This is a genomic window from Psychrobacter sp. NG25 (assembly GCF_015234355.1).
Taxonomy (GTDB): Bacteria; Pseudomonadota; Gammaproteobacteria; order Pseudomonadales; family Moraxellaceae; genus Psychrobacter.
In genome coordinates this window covers 120,750-143,688 of record NZ_JADGMV010000006.1, presented here as the reverse complement: position 1 = coordinate 143,688, position 22,939 = coordinate 120,750, and the positions used below count along the sequence as shown (strand labels likewise).

At 40.9% G+C, this 22,939-nt stretch carries 18 protein-coding genes; 1 reads left to right on the top strand and 17 read right to left on the bottom strand.

Translation table 11 applies throughout. From position 1 onward, the window contains the following. Positions 1-54: 54 nt before the first annotated feature. The 7 genes from IPZ60_RS10450 to epmB all read right to left on the bottom strand — a co-directional run bounded on the left by IPZ60_RS10450 (position 55) and on the right by epmB (position 10,745). Positions 55-2,325, bottom strand: a complete 2,271-nt coding sequence (locus tag IPZ60_RS10450; RefSeq protein ID WP_194197730.1) for a DUF3488 and transglutaminase-like domain-containing protein — start codon at positions 2,323-2,325, stop codon at positions 55-57. Further along, positions 2,322-3,335, bottom strand: coding sequence for a hypothetical protein (locus IPZ60_RS10445; protein WP_194197729.1), 1,014 nt, complete (start codon positions 3,333-3,335; stop codon positions 2,322-2,324). The genes IPZ60_RS10450 and IPZ60_RS10445 overlap by 4 nt, the downstream gene beginning before the upstream one ends. A gap of 227 nt (positions 3,336-3,562) precedes the next feature. After that, complete coding sequence (locus IPZ60_RS10440; protein ID WP_194197728.1) at positions 3,563-4,522, bottom strand: MoxR family ATPase; 960 nt, start codon at positions 4,520-4,522, stop codon at positions 3,563-3,565. A 161-nt stretch (positions 4,523-4,683) separates the two neighbouring features. Further along, on the bottom strand, positions 4,684-5,175 hold the full coding sequence (locus tag IPZ60_RS10435; protein WP_227669332.1) for a cytochrome c family protein: 492 nt from the start codon (positions 5,173-5,175) through the stop codon (positions 4,684-4,686). Positions 5,176-5,334: 159 nt separating this feature from the next. Continuing rightward, complete coding sequence (locus tag IPZ60_RS10430) at positions 5,335-7,422, bottom strand: EAL domain-containing protein (RefSeq protein WP_194197727.1); 2,088 nt, start codon at positions 7,420-7,422, stop codon at positions 5,335-5,337. Between the two features lie 353 nt (positions 7,423-7,775). Next, positions 7,776-9,524: a hypothetical protein gene (locus IPZ60_RS10425; RefSeq protein ID WP_194197726.1), complete on the bottom strand. Its 1,749-nt coding sequence runs from the start codon at positions 9,522-9,524 to the stop codon at positions 7,776-7,778. 213 nt (positions 9,525-9,737) lie between these two features. Then, complete coding sequence (epmB, locus tag IPZ60_RS10420) at positions 9,738-10,745, bottom strand: EF-P beta-lysylation protein EpmB (RefSeq protein WP_194197725.1); 1,008 nt, start codon at positions 10,743-10,745, stop codon at positions 9,738-9,740. Positions 10,746-10,912: 167 nt separating this feature from the next. On the opposite strand from epmB, the gene efp reads away from it, so the two are divergent. Next, complete coding sequence (gene efp / locus IPZ60_RS10415) at positions 10,913-11,485, top strand: elongation factor P (RefSeq protein ID WP_194197724.1); 573 nt, start codon at positions 10,913-10,915, stop codon at positions 11,483-11,485. A gap of 148 nt (positions 11,486-11,633) precedes the next feature. Here efp and IPZ60_RS10410 read toward each other — a convergent pair whose 3' ends face one another. From IPZ60_RS10410 to IPZ60_RS10365, 10 genes are all read right to left on the bottom strand, one after another. Next, positions 11,634-13,484 carry a GAF domain-containing hybrid sensor histidine kinase/response regulator gene (locus IPZ60_RS10410; protein ID WP_227669331.1) on the bottom strand — a complete coding sequence of 617 codons (1,851 nt, stop codon included), beginning with the start codon at positions 13,482-13,484 and terminating at the stop codon, positions 11,634-11,636. Positions 13,485-13,505: 21 nt separating this feature from the next. Further along, positions 13,506-14,396: a ThiF family adenylyltransferase gene (locus tag IPZ60_RS10405; RefSeq protein WP_194197722.1), complete on the bottom strand. Its 891-nt coding sequence runs from the start codon at positions 14,394-14,396 to the stop codon at positions 13,506-13,508. A 105-nt stretch (positions 14,397-14,501) separates the two neighbouring features. Further along, a complete protein-coding gene (locus IPZ60_RS10400) occupies positions 14,502-15,437 on the bottom strand; it encodes a TatD family hydrolase (protein WP_194197721.1) in 936 nt (311 codons plus the stop codon). An 892-nt stretch (positions 15,438-16,329) separates the two neighbouring features. After that, positions 16,330-16,653, bottom strand: a complete 324-nt coding sequence (locus IPZ60_RS10395; RefSeq protein WP_194197720.1) for an H-NS family nucleoid-associated regulatory protein — start codon at positions 16,651-16,653, stop codon at positions 16,330-16,332. Between the two features lie 428 nt (positions 16,654-17,081). Beyond that, a complete protein-coding gene (locus IPZ60_RS10390) occupies positions 17,082-17,519 on the bottom strand; it encodes a BLUF domain-containing protein (protein ID WP_194197719.1) in 438 nt (145 codons plus the stop codon). Between the two features lie 52 nt (positions 17,520-17,571). Further along, on the bottom strand, positions 17,572-18,090 hold the full coding sequence (locus tag IPZ60_RS10385; protein ID WP_320108733.1) for a BLUF domain-containing protein: 519 nt from the start codon (positions 18,088-18,090) through the stop codon (positions 17,572-17,574). 107 nt (positions 18,091-18,197) lie between these two features. Further along, entirely contained in the window at positions 18,198-18,845 is a 648-nt protein-coding gene (locus tag IPZ60_RS10380) for a hypothetical protein (RefSeq protein ID WP_194197718.1), read from the bottom strand. 796 nt (positions 18,846-19,641) lie between these two features. After that, the gene (gene ssb / locus IPZ60_RS10375; RefSeq protein ID WP_194197717.1) at positions 19,642-20,274 is read right to left on the bottom strand and encodes a single-stranded DNA-binding protein; all 633 of its coding nucleotides are present in this window, start codon (positions 20,272-20,274) and stop codon (positions 19,642-19,644) included. A gap of 301 nt (positions 20,275-20,575) precedes the next feature. Next, the gene (locus IPZ60_RS10370) at positions 20,576-21,223 is read right to left on the bottom strand and encodes a DUF3833 domain-containing protein (protein WP_227669330.1); all 648 of its coding nucleotides are present in this window, start codon (positions 21,221-21,223) and stop codon (positions 20,576-20,578) included. 145 nt (positions 21,224-21,368) lie between these two features. Beyond that, complete coding sequence (locus IPZ60_RS10365) at positions 21,369-22,733, bottom strand: MFS transporter (protein ID WP_194197716.1); 1,365 nt, start codon at positions 22,731-22,733, stop codon at positions 21,369-21,371. Positions 22,734-22,939: the final 206 nt, after the last annotated feature.

Sequence of the window (22,939 nt, the reverse complement as noted above, 5' to 3'; positions counted from 1 at the left end):
ATCCGCTCACTATTGCTAATAACTGCTACTGGCTAGGGTGTGTCACCCATGAACTTACAACAATTCGTGTAAGTTTTTCTTTAGCTGCTTAAGCACTTTCTGGTACTCACTATCACTGATTTCAACAGTGCTTAAGCGTCCATAGCGTAGATGACGATAGTCTTGTTTGATTTGGGTGATTTTATCCTGAATAACTTTAGGGTGATCACTGTCTGTTAATTGACTGGTATTGCTCGCATCAGTGTCATTTGAGGCACTAGAATCAATGGCCATCGCTAAGCGCTCAAGCCACGCCAACTGACCTTCATTATCAGTACGAGCCAGTGACTTATCTTGCTTACCTATACGCTTCGACAACTGAGCAAGTGGTAAATCTACTGGGTGCCAGCGTTTACGGCGACGTTGCCAAATGATAAATACCAAAATAACCATGACCGTAATAGCACTCGCGGCTAACCAAATAATTTGTTGCGTGATGGATCTGATATTGAACCATTTGAATAACGAGTCTGCTTGCTTGTCTTGATCGTAGCCGACGACGTCTTTTTGCCAATAGTAGCTCGCTTGGTCTGAGAGACGACGTAAGGTTTGTAGCATTTGATATTGTTGATAGTCAATCTGTGCGCCAGCGCCTTCACCAAACATCGCAGCACCTTGTGACTGCGTCATCGCGTCCATTCCCTGCTCGACGCGCTCGGGCGCTACAAAAGCAGTTGGATCGACACGTATCCAACCTTGCCCCTCAATCCAAACCTCAGTCCACGCATGCGCATCCATCTGCCGGACTTCCCACACATTACCACCACGGCTCGGCTCACCACCTTGATAGCCTGCGACGACTCTGGCTGGAAGACCTGCTGCCCGCATCATAAAAGTAAAACTTGAAGAGTAATGCTCACAGAACCCCGCCTTGGTCTCAAACAAAAACTCGTCAATACGATTGTTATTCAAACGTGGTGGCGATAACGTATAGCGAAAATCTGTTTGATTAATCCAGTGCTCGATAGCCGCTATATAACGCGTAGGGTCTGAGCCTGACTGCGCAAAAAGCTGCTGAGCCAATGCTCTTGCTTTCGGGTTACCATTATTTGGCAGTGCAAGATTCATCCGCCGTGAATCATCCGTAAGGATAGGATCGATATTCATCGGTGAAAACTGCAATACGTCATAGCGCAGCTGCTGAGTGACAGGCTCGTCTTTTAATAACGTAAAATCTGAAGTAATGCTGACATCTCGCCGCTGAGCAAAAGGATAATCGAGACCAAATAGCCAGTTTTGCTGAGTAGGCTCTAAGATGATTTGATAGTTATTTGGTGCAACTTGTGCCTCTTCGGGAATGGTAGCAAACGCATTGTCAATCCAAGCAGGACGTTGTTCTGAAGGCTGCCACTGTTGTTGTTGCGAATTAGGACGCCACGTGACTCCATCAAAATCGCTAAATACCAAGCCGCGCCAATAGAGCTGCTGCTGTGGTGGTCGGTTATTTTCAAACTCTACCCGAAATGCCAACTCCGTTGATTGTCCTAAGTTAGCAAAGTCACCAGGTGACATGCTGTCGGAGACGCCTGTGGTCGCTTGCTGACCTGATAGCTGTACCGACCATAGCGGTGGTAGCCTAGGGAAAAATAGAAATAGCACCACCAACAATGGCAGCGCACCAATGCCTAATACACCCAAAGTGCGCAAGCGACCGTCACCCCAATCATTGCCATCATCGTTTAACGCAATAAACGTCAGTAATACAATGACTGCTCCAACCACCACCTCTAAAGTAGTAATCAGCCCTTGATCCATCAAAAACAGTGCTGCCAGCACGAATAACGATAAATTCAATACCACATAGGCGTCACGACGCTTGTACAATTCCCAGAGCTTACTAATGAGGCATAGCACTAAAAATGCCACGCCCATATCTAGCCCAAATGCCGTATTGTAGGTCAACCACAATCCCAAAAGACCCAATAAGAAGCCTAGCATTTGCATGCCTTGATAGACACGCTTTAAATGAGCTGTCTTTTGAAATCGAGCCTTTACACGGGGTAGCTGGGCGATAATACTCACCACAGCAAAGCCCATTAGCCATAGTGGTAAATGGGCAGCATGCGGCAAAATAACAATAACTTGCGCAATTATTATCCAATAATACGCTGGCAGTGCAAGTAGCTTGCGATACCATTTATTATTACTACCAAGCGCAACATGAGTAGTGATGTTTTGACCCAACGCCAACTGCTCAAAGCTTGCAGATTTGATAGAGTCTGCTGTAATAGCATTGATAGATGCTTCTACATCTTTACTCGAAGATAAGTGTTTAGAATTAGTCATGGTGCTTTTGCCAACCTTAGCAAGCAATCTTGCGCAAATTCATCACCTTCACCCATCTTTGTGACAAAAGGTGCATCATTGGGTAAGCACATATTATATGGTACACCTAGCTGACCCAACGTCATCGCACCATACGCCAGTTGTGATAGCTTTTGTTCATGTTGTGCAGCAGGCATATCGGCATAGTCTAGCGTCTGCTCATGACCAATAGGATCAGCGAAGTGTTTGGTAAGCATTCCTTGACCGCGCGCTACATGCCCCCAAGAGACACGTGCCAGCGACTCACCTTCTATGTAGTTATCGAGCCGTTCAAAGTCATCTTGGCCTTGGCGATACTGCCCACCTGTTGGCAAATCCTCCAAGCTTGCAATGGCATACTGCGTTTCCCAATCAAATGCTTCAGGTTTTGGATATACCCACGCGGTACGGGCAAAATAGATATAAGACCATGCTTTCATAATACCCAAAGGATAAACTGTTTTTATTCTGAGACGTGGTAATTCAAACTGTCCACGGGCATTGGTCTGGACAGGTAACCGAATGATTTTCTCACCTTGCAACCTTGTGACCAAGACAGAGCTTGGAATGTCCACACTACTCTTAGCCTTATTATCCACATCCTCAAAGCCAAATAATAGCTGCCGCCTGGGTTGACGGCTCTCACTACGTAGTTGCAAGGTAACCCAGACTGGAGCACCTACCTCTGCCATGGTGACTTCTAATAAATGCACTTTCAACCCTGAAATATGGGCAAAGGTCACATGAAAACTGATAAGCCAAATGCTGATAAGATAAAAACATAACCCCAACACCAGATTATTGCCATAATTGATACCAGCGATAAAGGTGATGATTAATAACACCGAAAACAGCATACCTTCGCGGCTAAAAAAAATATATACGTTGCGCAAATTCAGCGTAGCACTGTCACTTTTGGGTGCACGCGAGGCAAACCAGCCGCTTAGTTTTGACTTGGTTGGTACGGTTAAGGCTTTTGGCAAAAGACTCATGACTACCCTATCCTTACCATAGAATTGATAATATCGTCGGTATTGGACGACAATTTTGACAACAGATGCCTCTCGAGTATTTACTTAGAAAGAACACAGTTTCTGTTAAGTGATAAGCTTTCAACAGCCAGTGATTCATTGATTGATACATTGCTAAATAACTCAACCACTAGAACCTATGATCAATTAACTAACTTTTACTTAAACGGCTTTTACTCAAAAGGCTTTTAGATAACGACTGGCACTTCTGCCAAAATACGTTGTGCGATAGTCTTCGTCATTAGACCACCCGTCACATGCGCCGGTACAAAGCGTTGACCAAGACGATGATCAGTGACTGCTGCAAACACGGCTTGGACATCTTCAGGGGTCATCTCCATGTGCCCTGATACATAAGCATGAGCCTGTGCTGCACGTTGTAGCGACAGTACTCCACGCGGTGATAACCCATGATATTCTTGGCTTGCTCGTGTTTTTGCAACCAGTCTTTGTATGTAATCCAAGACCACATCTGCCACATAAACCTGTTTAACCCCTTGCTGTGCTAATAAGACAGCCTCGGTATCAAGTACCGCATCTAAACCCTTCAATAACTCACGACGATCCTGACCTTTTAGCAGCTCACGCTCAGCAGCTGGTGAGGGGTAACCCAACGATAGACATAATAAGAATCGATCAAGCTGCGATTCAGGAAGCGGATATACACCAGCTTGCTGCAATGGGTTTTGGGTTGCAATCACAAAAAATGGCTGAGGCAAACGATAGGTCTGACCATCCTGCGTTACCTGTCGCTCTTCCATGGCTTCGAGTAGCGCACTTTGTGTTTTAGGACTGGAACGATTAATCTCATCAGCGAGCAAAAGCTGAGTGAAAATAGGACCGAGACGAAATTCAAATTTCAGTTTGCTTTGGTCATAGATGCTCATACCTAAGATATCTGCAGGTAGCATATCATTAGTGAATTGGACTCGACTAAAACTCAGCCCCAATAATTGTGCCAGCCCTTGAGCCAAGGTAGTCTTACCCATGCCGGGCAAATCTTGCAATAGTAAGTGCCCACCTGCCAGTATGCCGCTAAGTGCCAGATTCACCACTTGAGGTTTGTCCAATACAATTTGATTCAGCTGTATCATTAACTGCGTAATTTTTTGCTGATTAGCGGCGTAGTCGGTGGTTACAATTGTCATAGTGAATCATCGGCTCATTTTTATGGAAATAATGGGGCATATTGAACATTTAGTCATAGAATTAAAATAGACATTATTTGGTCAGTATAAGGCAAAAATCATGTCTTTGGATAAGTCTCAATTTATGGACTCGAATACAGGCTTTTATTATAAATGAGAAGCTACTTTTCTTCGCTTTCAACGACTGGCACTGACTCACGGAGTGTTGATAAATAGGCAATCACATCAGCACGCTCTTTGGCATCTGGCATCGGATTTGACAGCATCTTTGAGTCTGTCATGACTTTTTGCGCGTCAGCAATATAAGGATCGAGCGTCTCAGCATCCCATACCCATTCTGATTGCTTCAGTCCTTTACTATAGGTGTAGTCTGTTAGCTGAGCAGCATGGGCACCATAGATATTCATCAGCTGTGGACCTTTTTTATTGAGTCCAGCATTGAGCTGATGACATTGCCCACAGGCATCTTGATAAATAATGGCACCATTATCTGCATCACCGTCAGTATATAGCGGCAATGTCACAGAAGCACGGTGATCAGGTGGCGTACGATCGCAAGCACTGAGTAATAAAATAGCGGCAAGCAGACTGCTCATTTGATATTTACGAGTGTTAGGCATTTTGGCAATCTTTGAGTAGAGAGTGTCAGCCATGTATGAACGACATATATAATGAGACCATGTTAAGAAACACAGAGTACTATTAATTGTCACGTATACATAGCTGCTTATAGAAATACAGCACTATTTATGAGAGATACACTTACAAATAATACTTGAATGACGGATATGAAGAAAAATATTATGCAGTGTCTAGGTCGCAACTTTCATTATTTTACTAGGCGCTTCCAAATAATAGCCTTGCAGGTAGCGCGCACCTACGCTCCAAGCGACAGACATGGTCGCTGCATCTTCAATATAAGGCATCAGCACATCTACTTTAACTTCGTTGGTACGTATGATAAGTGATTTGACCGTTTCCAAATTCTCTGCCGAATCGATGTTTTCTACGTAGCTACGCGGTAGACGTACCATATCTGGCTGCACAAAACTGGCAATTTCTATGGATTTGGCAGAAGAGCCAAAGTTATTAATACCCATCTGACAACCGGCTTGGCCAAGCGCTGCAAACTGAGTTTTCGCGATCGTCAAATGATCTGCAATGTCTTTTTCATTAAACTGCAAAGTAAGCACGCCCACTGCACCGCCCACTGCTTTGATTAGCTGGCTAGCCACGCTAGATAGTTTTTTATCTATTAATGAGGCACTCGTCAACTGTACTAACAGCTTAGCTTCAGGATATGTTTTACGTACATCGTTTACTTTTCTACAGGCATTGATCAGTACCCAGCGATCTATCTTTTCGAGCAACTTATGTGTTTTGGCAACGGCCATAAACTGGTCAGGTGTCAGCACTGTGTTATCAGCGTCTGACAATGGCAAGCGTAAATACACTTCAAAGAAGTCACTGCGATCATTATTAATATCATATATTGGTTGGAATGTTAGCTCAAAACGATTATTAGTAATGGCATCAACTAATGATTCAGCCAGTGCATGATCATCACTATTAGCATGTTCACTCGGATCGTACAAATGGTAAGTAGCCCCGTTATTTGCTGTCTCCAGCATAACCTGGTTGATGGCGTCCATCGCACGCTCAAGCAATATATTTGGCTCTGCTGTATTTTTTTCGATTTTGACAATACCGATACTAACTGTGGTACTAGTCGTGCGTTTGTCCACTTCAATGAGCATACCATTAATACGCGAACCGATTTTCTCAGCCAGCGTTTTAAGCTCTGCTGTTGTTTTATCTTCTACAATGATGGTAAAAGCCGTATCACTAAAACGGCTCACAGTCCCATCTGCTACCAGTTCATCTAACGCATAAGCGACCTGTTTGACAGTAGCGTCTATTCCTTGCAAGCCTAGACTGCTTCTGATCTTACCAATATTGTCGAGTTGGACGTATAACAATCCTGCTGTCAGCTCTCCTTGGCGGGCTTGCTGATATATTACTGCCATTTTCTCTTCAAAGCCGCGGCGATTGTTAATGCCTGTCAGGCTGTCTTTACATTCAGCCGCTGCCAAGCGTTTGGCCACCTCGGCGCTATTACTGTTATCTTGTTGGATGATAACCTGAGTAACCGGCTCACCCTCTAGAGTCGCGGCAGCCAGTTGTAACTTTGCTTCAAAAGTACTTCCATCCGTCCGTAGGCTTTCAAACTTAAATTCTACTTCTTGACGATTTCCTTTCGCAAACTGACGTAAGAACTGCTTAAAGCCCTTGACGTTATCACCACCTGCAATAAGGTCAATTATAGGCACGCCGATGGCATCATTCATCGATGCAAACCCAAAAAGTTGAAGATAAGGCTCATTGGCGAAGATGTGGATGCCTTGATCTATGTAAGCCACTGCACTTTTAGAGTTTTTAATCAATACATTGGCGCGCTGCTCCGCTTCAGAGAGTACATGCCGTAACGTTTTAAGCTCGCGACGACTGCGTAAGTTGTCATGCTGTAAACAGATAGACATCACAACGGCCATTTCTTCGTCTACTTTGAGCGCCTTGACCATTGTACCGCTAATAATGTTGGGTAATCCCTCATCATTATGGGCTGTCGCTGCCATCTCCTCATTTAATAAGCAGATCATAGGTAAGTCAATACTTTGTTCTTGGACGAGGCCCACTACATCCGTAAAATTCATATCGTAGGCATTACCGAATACCAAAACATCCCATGGTTGCCGCAGCAGTTTTAATAGCTCTTCTTTATCATCCAAAAACCCTAAATTCACACTGTCATAATAACAGCCTAGCAAATGTACTAGACGTTCAGCATAGAGCTGATCATCATCGATGACTAATAGGTTTAAGATAGATTGATTACGCATAATAAGCCTTTTAAACTTTGTGATCTTATTTTTATATATTGCTGTTAATACCCTACATCTGTTCCAGAAATCAACCTAATACAGAATGCACTATGGGAATAGGCTTAGCGGTCTTTATGATACTGGCATGCTTTTAGGATTAAGATAATATACTTTTTAGCCAATGATACCGTATAAATAATAGTAATAATATCGAACATTATAGACAATAATTTTAATGATTGCTGACTAACTTATCATTATCTAACGTGCTGATCTACCTTAATTATTGAAACCGAAGTCAAGTAAACAAAGTCTATTCAATTCCGTATTTATATTACTACTTTTCTATCTTTGATAATCCTTTAAAAAGTCTACAACTGCACCACCTCATACTGGCTAAATTCATCCGTAATCAGTAGCCGCTTCCCCAAACGTAACAAAGTTTGTTTGGTGTTGATACGCATAATGACTCTGTCATCTGTCTGGAAATAAGATGTTGGTACTATTAGAGTTCCTGTGGTTTGCAGATGCGCTTCCCGACCAAGGATGAATGCTGGTATAAAATGTTGGCTGCGCGTTGCTGTGCCTTCTAAACGCAGACCACAGGCCACTAATTGATGTCCCAATATTTGCCAATCAACCTCTGGGTTTTCAATATCAAGACTCAGCCAACGCACGACACCAAGTGACCAATCGGGCGGTGTGGTTGTGTCAGAACGACAGACCAAAAGAAGACTCATAACATGTAATGGCGGTGGTGCCGTCATAGCGACATCATCGTCAGCAGTCACTGCATCTTTACTATGACTTTCTTTTGAGTTTTCTTTATCTAACTTGTCTGCTTTGGCCGATAAACTTAGCGTGCGAAATAGTGACAAACCACCTTTACGATCGAATATTTCACTGGCCAATATCTCGCTACTATCTTGTTTTTTATTAAAAGTATCATAACGAGGTTGATGCTCATCTGGTAATTCATTTTTAGCAATCACGATTGCAAAACTTTGTGAATGACTCACACGATAATGAATATTATTAAAACCAGTAATCAAAACAGCCTCTTTTTCTGTATAGCGTTTTGGTGCTGCTGCGAGAGGCAATTTGAGATAGCGATAACGAATCGTCGTTGCTATGTTTTGGAGCAAGTAACTCTCTAGCCCTTCACTGTCTTCTCTAATCAAAGCTTGGCTACGTGAGTCAAAATACTCAAGCATCGGATCCAACTCTATAAACAAGCAATGATAGCGATCTTCGTATGGATTGATTATAGAATTGGCAGTGAGATAAGAAGGCGGCTTGTTACTTTGTAAATCTACATATATCCGAGTCTCAGTTTGTGGTTCTATTGTCGCAACAATATACTCAGCCCATCCAGACAATAAACGTTGTACTACCAGAATATTAGGACGACGCATAGCACGCACGTTTAATAAGCTGTGTAAACAAATTTGACAGTACAAGCGGTGTATATTATTAGCATACTGGGTATCTATCACTTTACTTAAATCAACTTCAGCAGCATGATACTGATAAGCAAGGTAATACAGCTGATTAATTTTGGCCCATAAATAAGAAGATGGTTTTTGATAACAAAGCGCTTCTGTAAACAAGAGTCTTTGATACATCAGTAACGTCTGATAAATAGCGATGGCAAGTGTCGTTGATGAAGATTTGTCACCATTAAAATAGCGTTGCCAACCGTTACTTGCCGTGTATTTCTGTTGGCTGTTTAACAGTGATATTTTGTAACGTGTAACTCTGTCATAGGCCATAATAATGAGATAGTACAGTGACTTTATCTGATTCACATAACCTAGCTGAACGCTATTAAGTGCTTTTGGCTCATAAATAAAATGCTGCCGCAGTGCAGCAACTAATTTATCTGAAGCACCTATCACCGCAATCATCAGTTTAAGACGTTGCTGCTCATCTATATTGGCCACGCGTAATACCGTCAGCATCTTCTCTAACTGATTAACCTGCTGTATTTGCGTTTGCGAAGGCAAGTTTTCCAATAGTTTAAGCAAGTAACTCTCTTGACCACTAGCCGCTCGAATCAATAGTGGCGGTAGTGATTCTGCAGAAGATAAATATTCTTGAAATGCCGATAAAGTTATCATCATTCTTCCTAGTAACTCTGAGTAACTTAGCAGAAGGCGACTACTTAGCCATACCATCCGTAATAATAAAATAATGCAAAGTAGCTGCCACTCTCAAAAATCGACAGTATAGTTTTAGCTGTCATTAGGGTATCCAACACCTATTTGTCAGCACGTAAACCTTCAAATAAAACACTCTTTGTTTACTATTTCTAATATCCTATAGTGCCTATATTAATTTACATTGTAAATGTTAATTGGCACCTTAAAAGGTTTGTTCGGTAGCTCTCTTACCAGTTTTGGCACGAGGTAGCCTGGTAATGCGGCCAGTAGTGACCAGTAAAGCTCGATTGACGACCGCTCGTCTCTATCAAAATGTGCGGCGCCAGCAACCTTGTCTAATAAGTGCAGGTAATAAGGTAGCACCCCACATGAGAACAAACGTTGGCTTAACTGAGTTTGAGTCTCAACACTATCATTAATACCTTTTAATAAAACCGCTTGGTTTAGTAAAGTCACGCCAGCTGCTCTAGCACGTTGCAAATATTCTGACGTCAAGGTATCTATCTCATTGGCATGATTGCAGTGAATCACCATGACAATGTGACAGCGACTTTGAGACAATCTAGCCAGCAACGCATCATCTAAACGTGCTGGAATGACCAAGGGTAAGCGAGTATGCAGTCGAATCGTGGTCAGTTGCGGGAGCGACTCTAGCGTATCCAGCCATGCAAACAAACGCCTATTTGTCACATTCAATGGATCACCACCACTCAAAATCACCTCATTAACTTCCGGATGCTCCGTGATATAACGAATAATATTTTCTTTTGCATCGGCCGTTGGCATATTAGCGCTGTAGTCAAAGTGCTGACGGAAGCAATAACGGCAATGAATGGCACAAGCACCTGTAATGGTAAGTAATACTCTTGACTGGTATTTATGAAGCATACCCTTTACTGGGTTTTGAGCATTCTCGTGTAAGGGGTCAGCCACATAGCCCGTTACTTTGATTTGCTCCTGTTGATCTGGCAATACTTGCTTCAATAAAGGGTCATTACTATCCCCAACAGTCATTTTTGCCACAAAACCTCGCGGTACACGCAGCTCAAAATGCTTAGGCACATAGACACTGGTACGTAGTGATTCAAGCTGCAAGAGACTTAATAGCTCATCAATAGAAGTAATGGCTTCGGTTAATTGCGTTTGCCAGTTTTTTTGTGTGATTAAATGGTTTATCATGACAACCTGTTACCTGTGCCCAAAAGCCGATATTATACGCTCTTAGTGCGTCGCCTATCAAAGCATACGACCAATCTTGTAAACACTTAGCGTAATAAACGATTTTGATGCAGCAAGCCCCATACCCCATTATCTATCATCATATTTACAACCCCTAGGAGTCTCCTGTGGCAAATTTTTCTACTAATGAATTTAAAGCTGGTCTAAAAGTCATGCTCGATGGCAATCCTTGTTCTATTCTTGAGAATGAGTTTGTTAAACCAGGTAAAGGCCAAGCCTTTAACCGCGTCAAACTACGCAATCTTCGTAGTGGCAAAGTGTTAGAACAGACATTTAAATCAGGTGACAGCTTAGAAGCTGCTGATGTGATGGATACTGAAATGAACTATCTGTATAACGATGGCGAGTTTTGGCATTTTATGGATCCAGAAAGTTTTGAGCAGATCCAAGCTGATAAAACATCGATGGGCGACTCAATACAATGGCTAAAAGAAAACAGCAATGCATCATGTACCATCACTTTATTCAACGGTGCACCTCTATCAGTAACACCGCCTAACTTCGTTGAATTGCAAATCACTGAAACGGATCCTGGTGTGCGTGGTGATACATCAGGTGGTGGTGGTAAACCAGCTAAGCTAGAGACAGGCGCTGTCGTACGTGTACCTCTATTTGTACAGCAAGGTGAAGTCGTACGTGTCGATACTCGTACTGGTGACTATCAAACTCGCGTTAACTAATAACATGTAAAAATAATAGGCAATTTATATTATTTTGATCACGTAATAAAAAAACTGAATCCCTAATCGAGGGATTCAGCTTTTTTTGTATTTATGCCGACAATCAGAAATAATGATGTGTCAATCTCAGTAGTTGTTTCCCACACAACTATTCTGCTGATTGTTTTTGTATCAACCAATACTGTACCAATGCATTCAACTGCTCCTGCTTAAATGGCTTGGTGCAATAGTCTTGCATACCAACCTTTAGATACTTTTCGCGTTCACCATCCATCGCGTTGGCCGTTAAAGCAATAATAGGCGGCAATGATTGTGAATCATACATTTCATGCAATTTAATGGTCGCCTGCACCCCATCTAAAATAGGCATATGGTGATCCATCAAGATAACATCATAGCGCTCAGGTGACAGCGCGAATGCTTCAATGGCTTGCTGCCCATCAGCGACATGCGTCACAGTATGACCACTATTGGTTAGCGCTTTTTTGGCGATAATCGCATTGACGGTATCATCTTCAACCAACAGTATATGACCAGTACGCTCTTGCGTCGGCTTCATCATAGTGAAGTCATTTTCTGCTTGCCATTTTTGGTAGTACTCTTCACCAATTGTAGGTAGAGGCAATAAAACAGTAAAAGTGGTGCCAACACCCACTTCGCTACTGACATCAATATGGCCACCCATCAAATCAACCAAAGATTTGCAAACTGATAGTCCAAGACCCGTACCACCATAGAGACGATGTGTGAATTGATTCGCTTGGTCATAAGCATTAAATATCGCATCTAATGACTCTTCTTTAATACCAACGCCAGTATCTGTGACTTCGATACATACTGTCATTCCTTCAGAGGAGATAGAGTCTATACCCGTCTCGTGAACAGTAATTTCATTCAAAGTACTGTTTGGCATTGCTTGAGAACTTGGCATTGCTTGAGAACTTGGCATTGCTTGAGAGTGGTCTTCATCTGTACCATGCCTTTCAATACTATCGCACTGACAGTTAGGTGCGTGTTTAACATTAATACTGACTTGACCACCTTCACGAGTGAACTTAATCGCATTATTAACGAGATTCGCAATTATTTGTTTAATACGTACTGGGTCTCCTTGCACATAAGGCGATAACGACTCAGTATAATTATATTCTAACGCTAAACTTCGCTGATGTGCTTTGACAGAGAAGAGGCTGATAACTTCATTACACAATTCAGATAAATTTACCGGAATATGATCAATCGTCATTTTTCCAGATTCAACTTTCGATAAGTCTAAAATTCCATTAATAATGGCCATCAAATGCTCATTGGAAACTTTGATGTTGTCGACACAATCCTGTTGTTCTTCGCTAAGTTTGGTATCCCCTAGCATCTCTACCATACCAATAATACCGTTCATCGGTGTGCGGATCTCATGACTCATATTGGCCAGAAAACTCGACTTCATCTCATTGGCATGTTTAGCATCACGCTGCTTGTCCTGGAGTTGCAAAGCATCGGCTGCCATCATTGCAAATTGTGCCAATACCTGTGCTTGCTCCTCATCAAAATCATGCTTGGGCTCTGTATCCATCAAGCACAAAGAGCCTAAACGATAACTTTTATTGTCTTCAATGAGAATAATTGGTGCACCAGCATAAAACTTTAAACAAGGGGGCTCTGTCACCAACGGATTTTGGCTAAAGCGGCTGTCTGCTATCAGATCTGGCACCACAAAAACTTCATCAGACATCACAGTATAATTACAAATAGCGACTTCACGTGTCACTTGGCATACATCGTCTAGGCCGTAGGCAGATTTTAGATACTGTGTCTCTTCATCCATAAAGCTAATAGTAATGATGGATACATCAAAAAACCGCTTGGCCAAATTGACCAACCGATCAAATGCAGGCTCATTATTATCATTCAGTACTCTATACTTTTTGAGCTTATGGATACGTTCTACTTCATCCGCTGCTACTGGATAGCTGTGTTTCGGTGCGTTAGATATAGACAAAATAGACTCCATTAAATAAGATCAGACGCTTTGATTGGTGCCCGTCTGTTTTATTAATAATTGTAAAGCTTCACTCACCATAATCATCGCAACGACTGATGTGACAACAACTGCTGAGCCGTAACCACCACAGTGTAACCCGCCAGTTTGACAGCTTTTATCTACCCGTGGTGGCTCTGTTGAATAGACACATTTAATACCGAATTTTTCTTTTAAGGCACTATTGATGCCTTTTTCATGGCGCAGTTTATTACGTAATTTAGCAAGCAACGGGTCTTGATAGCTATCTTTCAAGTCACTCACTTTAATTTGGCTTGGGTCTATCTTGCCACCTGCACCGCCTGCACAGATCAGTTTTAGTTTGTTAAAACGACAATGTAGCGCAATGGCCAACTTAGCACTCATATCATCTACACAATCTAAAATAACGATAGGTTTGCCTTGAGCCGTAGCCGCTTTTGCATCCTCACGACTTGGTAATAAATTTGCTACATTTTCTACTGTCAAAAAATCATCAATTAAATTGAGCGTGACCTTTGGGTTAATTTCATAAACACGAGCCGCCATTGCCCCAATTTTACTTTGACCAAAAGTACTATCTAGTGCCGGTAACTGCCGATTGATATTAGAGGCAACCAATACATCCAAATCAATTAATGTGATAGTACCCACTGCCGTCCGAGCGAGAGCCTCTGCTACCCAAGAACCAACACCCCCTACACCTATAACATAGACATGAGAAGCAGCGAAGATGTCGACTGCTGAGGCGCCATAGAGTGTTCGTGTTCCTTGAAAACGACGTTCATATTGATCATCTTCCTCAATCACCTCTTCTACCACTGCTCCTACTATAGAATGTTCAGTAGTAATTGATTCTGCCTCTATTGGCTCAAGTTGTTGTGTTTCATTCATAACAGATTAAGTGCTCTTTTAAATTGTCTTGTTTATATATGCTGCGGTTATTTATGGTTATATCAATTGCTAGCAATGAATAATAATGGCCTAAAATTAGTGTGGTTATACTAAGGGATAATCCCATGTCTTTTGTAAAGCGCTGCAACTGTTGTGCCATAATTGCTCAGCAAGTCTGTCTGGCGACACGTTGAGCAACTCACTTAAGCTTGATAGTACCCATGGCAGGTTAGCAGGTACATTACGGTCATGTGACTGCTTATCAGGCCAACTATTATCTGACACCTGGCACTGGATGGGCGTCATGTCTGGGCAATCTGTTTCTATCACCAAACATTCTATACCATGGCTATCGACAGCAGCACGGATGGCGCGACGCAGTTTTTTGGCATTTGGATTGGTAACCTGACCAGTAACACCTAATTTAAATCCTAACTTCACAAATGCTTTTGCCTCTTGTTCACCACCGCTGAAACTATGAGCAATACCACCTAATTTGTGAGCATCATAATCGTGTGCCTTCAGTATTGCCAGTACTTCTGCATGTGCTTTTCGAATATGCAACATCACTGGCAACTTATGAACCACTGCCATGTCTAATTGCGCCTTAAAAAACCGTTTTTGTTTGGCAACGACTTGAGGCTCTTTCATAGATTCCGTGAAAGTATCCAATCCAATCTCACCAATTGCTATTGGCCGCTGCTTAGCAATCATGCTAGCCATACTTTTTAGATGATCTTCACTGTGCTCTTTGATATAAAAGGGATGTAAGCCTATTGCGGTATGACCTTTAATTTGTGATAGATTTAAACTATCAGTGTTTTCAGCAGTCAACGGTACCAGCTTGTTCAATAACTGTTCGGTAGTGTACATCCTCTTAAAGTACTGATATGAGTACCCCACCAATACAAGATGACGTATACCACTCTCATAAGCCTTCTGTACTAGCAATTCTCTATCGCTATCAAATACTGGAGCATCAAAATGAGTATGGGTATCAATGAGAGGATAAGTCTTGGGGAATGTCTGTTTAGATATCATATAGTCACTCCTCTAGAAATTGGATACGATGTCAGTCTCGATTAATCTACGACTTGTAGTACTTTCACTTGGCTTCCTAATATCCAAAACCTATTGAACCGACTATAGATAAAACGATAGCGGTCATTAATAGACTCCAAAATTAACTTTTTTAATTGAGCGCTCTATTGTTCGGTTTTTTTAACTGATTGCTATTCTATCAATGACTGTATAAATAATCAGAATAACTTATATTAAAAGAATTTAACTTTTAATTTAATCCTTGTTTCATTTACCTACAGTTATTAGCATTTTGAATGCTACTAACATTACTGTCAGGTTTTGTATTTTTATTATTATGTGGGTTTATATCAGTTTTTCGACTACTGCGCCGAGGGACAAGCAAAAGAGCCGTCGCAATGATTCCCAAAGAAATCCATTTTTTTGCTTTTATACTGTCTGTCATTTGACCTACCTTATACCTTTATATCATTATTCGTTCATTTTATCAGCAATTGTTCATAAGTGATATTCATTAACGAATAGTTATTCTTTAGTATACTTGGATATGATGAGATCTATGTTTATCTGTGTTATGAATACGCAAGCTAGTGTATAGCTGTTCTCTTTTAGAACACTGCTACTATTGGTTTCAGTTAAATTAATAAATCATCAACGCCCTAGTGGCACTAAAAACATGACGTACGGAAGATGCAAAAAAGCCAGTAGCTTCTTACCAAATAATGATAAGAAAGATACTGGCTTTTATTCAGTGATCAGGGATATCGCTATCAAATTTAATAAAAAATCTTATCAATCATATTGATAGTTAAAATAGCACTGCCACCATACTTTGACGGGTTAATGTCAATGCTTTGCTAAAGTGCGTACAAACTTGTTAGTGAGTACATACTTAAATAGCAAAACCTTCAATATCACGACCCGCTGCTAAGGCTTCGACCAACCACGTAGGCTTGCGACCACGACCAGTCCAAGTTTCTTCGTTGTTGTCAGTATTACGATATTTAATACTGCGTTTCTTCTCTAACGTTTCACCAGCTTTCAAAATTTCTTCGATAGAAGCATTGCTTTCTTCTGCAATTTTCTCGAATTGCATATAAGCATCATACAGGCGCTGATGTTGTTTTTTAGCAATAAGCTGCTGAGCATTTTCAGTAATAGCTCGTAGCTCGTCGACGTTCAGATTTTCTAAATCGATTGCGTTATTTTTGCTCATAGTAAATCCAACTGTAAAATAAAAGGTACAACCTTAATAGAGATAATATTCACTATTAAGAACCGAGATGACTTATTCATTATGAGATAAAGTCATGAATAGATATTCTTTGTAATAAAAATATGGTTAGCCAACATATCTATGGGCGGAGACAATATAAACAAAAAGCAATGCTATCACAACCGCAAACTATCATATCTTATATATCAAAAGTCAACGGATAGTAAAATTTGGTAAATGAACAAATTTTCAGAACTTAAATGCTCGTTTATAAATCAATATTTGTTTATATTTTTGATTGAAGGCCTACTTATAAAGTGCGCTTCAAAGCTAATAGACCGCATACTTAATAAACATAAATCCATATATCAATATAGATTTTGAGTTTTGAAGATTATTTTTTATTTATAATATCTGAGTATAGTCAATTAATCCCGTTGGTCACTAAGCTCATTCATCAATTCACGGGCTGATTCAGCACTTAATAAGTACGGATTAAAATCAACGGTGGTAGAGTATTTTAAATAAATCGCAGTGTTTTTTTCAGTCGGAGTGGCATAATTCATAGACCATTTAGACCACGTTCTATACTTTAATTCGCGTGTCTCAATAATCTGTAAATCATAATGACGTTGGTCAGCAATCAAGCTATACAATAGACGATTGATTTGCGCTCTCGGACCTTCCACCGTTTGCAAAAAATAATCTTTATTAAATGTCAGCATACCAGTGATACCGTTGGCAGCATTATTTACCTGTGCTTGTTTTAATATTTCATTGAAATCTTTAGCTGATACGCCCGGATTAGCACGGCTCGCGTATGTCATGCTCATTAAAATGGGCGCATCTTCCATTATTGATGTCATATCGTATCTCTTATAATAAAGTCATAGGGTCTGATAGTTTTCCAAACGTCAATCAATTCAAAGAAAACCAAGGTTTTTTCTTTTTAGAAGCATTGATTTCTTCTTGCTCTTGAAGATCTGATAACGTATCAATCAGCATCATAATTTGATTGGTATTCATCAAATACGGATTGAACTGACTGCCTGTCGAAAACTTGAGTGCCAGACCCTTGTTTTCATCACTTGGGATTAAGTATTTCATTGACCACTTACTCCAATGACGCTGCTCAACTTCACGGCACTCGATAACTTGTAGTGCATAATGTCGATCGTCTTTGACCAACTTTCTCAGCAATGCATTGATAACAGGCCTCGCCCCTTCAATACTTTGCAAAAAGTAATTGTGGTTGAACACCAACGCACCCGTAATACCATTGCGCTCGTTATTTTGCTGCGCTTGAGTAAGAATACGAGTCACTTCACCAGTAGGATTATCGATGTTATAACGGCTAATATAAGTTAAACGTAAAATAACATGCTCACCATGACGCATTTTTAGACAATTTAATTCCGATAGCTCAGCTGATTCCACAAGAAACTCCAATTAGTTTGCTAGATTTTTCAACAATGACAGCACCGTTATTTTTCATAACCAAATATTTGTCATATCCGTTGTTTACTACATGAATACCGTCAATATTAACGTTCAATTCTTTTGATAAAGTCATTCATACCACGCGCTAAACTACCGCTACTCGTATTCTGTATTTCTTTTGCTAAGATCAATAACTGCGTCCTATTGCCGCATTGCTCTAGACTTAGTAAATAACCCCAAGCCTCTATAGGTTCTGCATTTTTTTCAATAAATGTGGCTAAATCAGATTTTATCGTTTCATCGCTAACACTAGATGGCTTGGCTTTGAATATACTACTGAGTGATTTCTTTTCTGACTCTTTTACCTTAGTCGTGCTTTTACCATTAAATGTATTATTGAATTCTATTTCAGACTTCTCATCAAAAGCTGGTGCTGCTGGTTGAGATTGAGTCGTGACAGGTATAGATGTAATTGTCGTCTGTGAAAGCGTAGGTATTTCGGTCTCAGCACTGCCAGCCGACGCTACTTCAATACACTCAAGGTCTAAAAGCAGCTCAAACAGCGGTGCAATACCACCAAATTCAGCAAACATCTTGCTACTGTCGAGCGTATTAAGATAACTCTGATACGTGCGTCTGCCATCAATCATAATAAGTAACGTTCTAGCTTCTCGCGGCAATACACCTAGACTTTGAGATTTAATCTCTTCTCTACCTAAATCACTTTTTCGAAACACATCACCATAATTCATTGTATATACTCAATACTAGCAGTGAGAGGCAGGCATTCTTATTTTAAGCTACCGACCAAGTAAGTTTTTATGTTTTAAACCATTAAATGGCCAAACCTTGACTTTTCATTTGCTAATAAAAATTACTTTAAACGAAAGTCTAACCTTTAATATCGTATAAATCATTGATTCAAGTAAATTATATCAACCTGTCTAATAGACTGTTAGTATTAATTAGATTTAATAGAACAGACGGTTGATATAGGATATGAAAGGTAATTTTTATCATTTTCGACATGAAAATTGACGAATAAATAAGCGAAGTAGATCTTTTAAACTTAATAATTCTAACCCATACCTATTCGATTATTAATTTCTATAATTAACCCAACACCCCATTACTGAATTTTTATTCTTTGAAAATTGAAGTTTTGGAAACCTTAATTACAACCAAAAACAGACAAACGTTTTATTTTATTTAGGTAATTAGTACCTATATAAATAAAGACCATCTTCATAGTTTTTACATGGCTTTTAGCAATACTATAAAATGACGTTTTTTAAATTATAGTTAATTCAGTTGAAAAGAAGTACAAGGCAACCGAGTGCAGATGTACATGTGATACTTCAAGCGAGGTTAACGTTGTAACTATTTTATAGAGGATCGACTATATTTATCGTCGCATATAAAAAACCCCGCTATTAGCGGGATTTCAAAGCATACACTTTAGACTATTTTTATTCTATAGATAAAGGAAAACCCGCTAGTAGCGGGTTTTCTAAAACATATATTTTACATTAAAGTCTAAAGTGTATCCTAGAACGGGATATCGTCATCTACAGGGCCATCTGGCATTGCCGTAGGCTTAGATTGAGCAGGCTTTTGAGCTGGTTGATTAAACTGGTTTTGTTGAGCAGGTGCTTGATTGTTATTGTAGCTGTTCTGACCACCGCTAGCTTGGTTATAGCCACCTTGTTGAGCTGGCTGATTGTTACCTTGCTGACCAAAGTTGTTTTGACCATTTTGGTTGCTATAGCCCTGATTTGAGCCACCTTGATTGCCATAGCTGTTTGAGTTCTGACCACCAAAGCTATCTCCGCCTTGACCACCGCCAGTTGCACCGTCTAGCATTTGCATTTGCTCAGCACGAATCTCGGTGATATAACGGTCTTGGCCATTGGGGTCTTGATATTTACGTGTACGCAAGCTGCCTTCGATATAGACTTTGCTGCCTTTACGCAAATACTGTGCCGCAATTTCACCTAAACGGTTAAAGAGTGCAATACGATGCCATTCAGTGGCTTCTCTTTTTTCACCGCTTTGTTTGTCTGTCCATTGCTCTGATGTCGCAACCGAGATATTGGTCACGCCGCCACCATTATTGAATTGACGTGCCTCAGGGTCTGCTCCAAGGTTACCGATGATGATAACTTTATTAACTCCGCGCATGATACCGTCCTTTTACTTATGAATAATTTGATAAAGCTTTTTAATTTTTCGTTAGTAGTATCGATTAATACTATTAGTATTATGATTTTACTTTAACTAATTTTGGTTCAAATATCTATAGCCTACTTACTACAAGCGACAATGCATGTCGCTTAGATCCTGATGCTTAGTTCCTAGCGCTTAGTTTCTGGCACTTAGGTATAGTGGTTATGATTATAGTCAAAAACAATGTGACTATTTTGCCATTTTCATAAACGGATTAACACCGTAAGCTTTCGATATAACCTTTTCATACCACTTTTTACTTAGCTTCAGCGCGATTGCGGTGCATACTTAAGGTGACACTACCCAACTCTACGCCGAATTTTTTCATTACAGATCGATTTAGCATGACATCTTCATTGATAAGATACATCCAATCATCGAAGTTGACTTTATAGGTCTTGTCTTCAACAGGCAATTCTAATAAATAATTCCAGTGGAGCGTATTACCAACGACTTTCCCTGTCGCCTCACCGATGACATCGCCTGCCGTCCCTTTCCAACTACCATCAACTTGCTTGGTCAGTCGCCATATACGCTGCGATTTTGACCCATCTGACCATGAGAACTTCTCATCCAAAACGATAACATCGTCACCCTCGTGAGTGGCATCGATATCGACATAAAAACGTTTTTTAACCTCACCATTGCGGCCCTGAAACATTCCCCAACCATCAATCTGACCTGAGAAAAACTCATGCATATTGAGCGTTGGCGTGGTATTTTGATAAGCTTGAATATTTTGGGTGGCACAGCCAGAGATGAATAAAGTGGCTGACAGCCCTGCACCTAACACGACCTTAGCTATTGATCGAGGCACCAAAGACAAAGAGGCAGATGGCTCAGCTACTCGAACAATGTCTTTGCTAATAACAGTACTACTAGACAGCATCGTAAACTTACTCATATTAATTCCTTTTAAATAGAGATAGATTTAAGTAAAGAGGTTTAGATTGCCCCTCATAATAGTGGCGGTCTATACAGTTGTTGTCTACTCTGTTTTTGACTACCCAGACCTTTTCGACCAACCTAATAGCATTATGTATGGCCTATTATATATCTAGCGGGCTCTGTGCCAAGCTTGATAGTTGCTGCCTTGAATCGTCCGTCAGCTGGGTTTTATCCAATTTGAGATAGGCCACTTTCTCTTTTGCCATCACGACTAGCTCATCGACACCATCTACTGCTAGCATCTGGCGTGACCAGTCTTGCATATTGACATTTTTAGGAATACTAACGGTCGTGCTTGATAGGTATGGTGGCTGCGCAATAGGTATAATAAGCAGCAGCGCGATGCCCATAATGACTGCCAATATACCCCATGCCAAGAGGCTAGGCTGACTCAATAATAGCCCGCCCATTGCCCCACCCACAAACGCACCAAAAAACTGGCTAGATGAGCTTATTCCCATGGCTGTCGCTTTATTGGCCACTGGCGCGCGCTTAGAAATCCATGAAGGAATGGTCGCCTCAATGAGATTAAAGCCCATAAAGTACAGCAATAAGCCTAAAATAATACCAATACCCGCCTGACTACCCAGTGCGAGTATGGCTAAAGCTACGGTTATTAATGCCAATGCACCCAAAAATACCTGGCGCATCTTGCGTTTCTTTTCAGCGATAATAATAAAAGGTATCGCTACCGCAAAACCAATAAATAGTAGGGGTAAATAAACCAAGCCCTGCTGGCGTACTGATAATCCCATCACTTCATTAAGCTGATGCGGCAAAATGACAAATATTGCAGTCATGGTCAGATGTAGCGCAAAAATACCGATATGCAAGCGGTTTAAATCACCAATTTTGAGTACTGTCGCTAATTGCTCACCGATCGATTTATTGTCCAGATTATGCTTAAGCACCCTTAGCGGCGTCGGTACTATCATTAAGAGCAACATCGCCAAAATAGCAAAGCCTGCTGTGAGCCAAAACAGACCAGAAATGCCAAGCGAACCAACCAACAACGGGCCAAAGGCAAACGCAAGCATAATGGAGGTCGCAATGGTCAAACCCATCGTAGCCATCGCTTTGGTACGCATCTCTTCGCGAGTCACATCAGCCAGTAATGCCATCAGTACGGCAGAGACAGCGCCACTACCCGCCAGCGCGCGACCGATAATGACTTCATAGATATCCGTCGCATTGGCCGCGATGATACCGCCGAGAGCAAACAAGACTAAACCTAAAAATATAATAGGTTTGCGCGGGAATTTGTCAGCGGCAAGGCTCATCGGTATCTGAAAAACAGCCTGCCCAAGCCCATAAATACCAACTGCCAAACCAATCAAAAATGGCGTCGCATGCGCATAATTGTTACCGTATACAGAAAATACTGGGACAATCATAAACAAACCAACCATCCGTAAGGCAAAGATACCACCGACCCCGAGGATTGCCCGTTTTTCTACGCTATTCATACCTGCCTCACTGATTGATCATTAGCTGGTTTATCACTGCTGCTTTTATCGAGGCATCAGCCTATAAATCAAGCCCACTAGTATAAGACATTCGCCATTTGGTTGCCGAGACTTTTGCTTTATATGCTGATGCTTAACGATAAATATGATGTCATTAATTTTGTTACTAAGTGCATCTGATAGCAACCGTACCTTGAATAATGCCA

Bases quoted from the DNA above. Each gene is read 5' to 3' on its own strand.
- IPZ60_RS10450 (WP_194197730.1), bottom strand. From the start codon at position 2,325: ATGACTAATTCTAAACACTTATCTTCGAGTAAAGATGTAGAAGCATCT.
- IPZ60_RS10445 (WP_194197729.1), bottom strand. From the start codon at position 3,335: ATGAGTCTTTTGCCAAAAGCCTTAACCGTACCAACCAAGTCAAAACTA.
- IPZ60_RS10440 (WP_194197728.1), bottom strand. From the start codon at position 4,522: ATGACAATTGTAACCACCGACTACGCCGCTAATCAGCAAAAAATTACG.
- IPZ60_RS10435 (WP_227669332.1), bottom strand. From the start codon at position 5,175: ATGGCTGACACTCTCTACTCAAAGATTGCCAAAATGCCTAACACTCGT.
- IPZ60_RS10430 (WP_194197727.1), bottom strand. From the start codon at position 7,422: ATGCGTAATCAATCTATCTTAAACCTATTAGTCATCGATGATGATCAG.
- IPZ60_RS10425 (WP_194197726.1), bottom strand. From the start codon at position 9,524: ATGATAACTTTATCGGCATTTCAAGAATATTTATCTTCTGCAGAATCA.
- epmB (WP_194197725.1), bottom strand. From the start codon at position 10,745: ATGATAAACCATTTAATCACACAAAAAAACTGGCAAACGCAATTAACC.
- IPZ60_RS10405 (WP_194197722.1), bottom strand. From the start codon at position 14,396: ATGAATGAAACACAACAACTTGAGCCAATAGAGGCAGAATCAATTACT.
- IPZ60_RS10400 (WP_194197721.1), bottom strand. From the start codon at position 15,437: ATGATATCTAAACAGACATTCCCCAAGACTTATCCTCTCATTGATACC.
- IPZ60_RS10395 (WP_194197720.1), bottom strand. From the start codon at position 16,653: ATGAGCAAAAATAACGCAATCGATTTAGAAAATCTGAACGTCGACGAG.
- IPZ60_RS10390 (WP_194197719.1), bottom strand. From the start codon at position 17,519: ATGACATCAATAATGGAAGATGCGCCCATTTTAATGAGCATGACATAC.
- IPZ60_RS10380 (WP_194197718.1), bottom strand. From the start codon at position 18,845: ATGAATTATGGTGATGTGTTTCGAAAAAGTGATTTAGGTAGAGAAGAG.
- ssb (WP_194197717.1), bottom strand. From the start codon at position 20,274: ATGCGCGGAGTTAATAAAGTTATCATCATCGGTAACCTTGGAGCAGAC.
- IPZ60_RS10370 (WP_227669330.1), bottom strand. From the start codon at position 21,223: ATGAGTAAGTTTACGATGCTGTCTAGTAGTACTGTTATTAGCAAAGAC.
- IPZ60_RS10365 (WP_194197716.1), bottom strand. From the start codon at position 22,733: ATGAATAGCGTAGAAAAACGGGCAATCCTCGGGGTCGGTGGTATCTTT.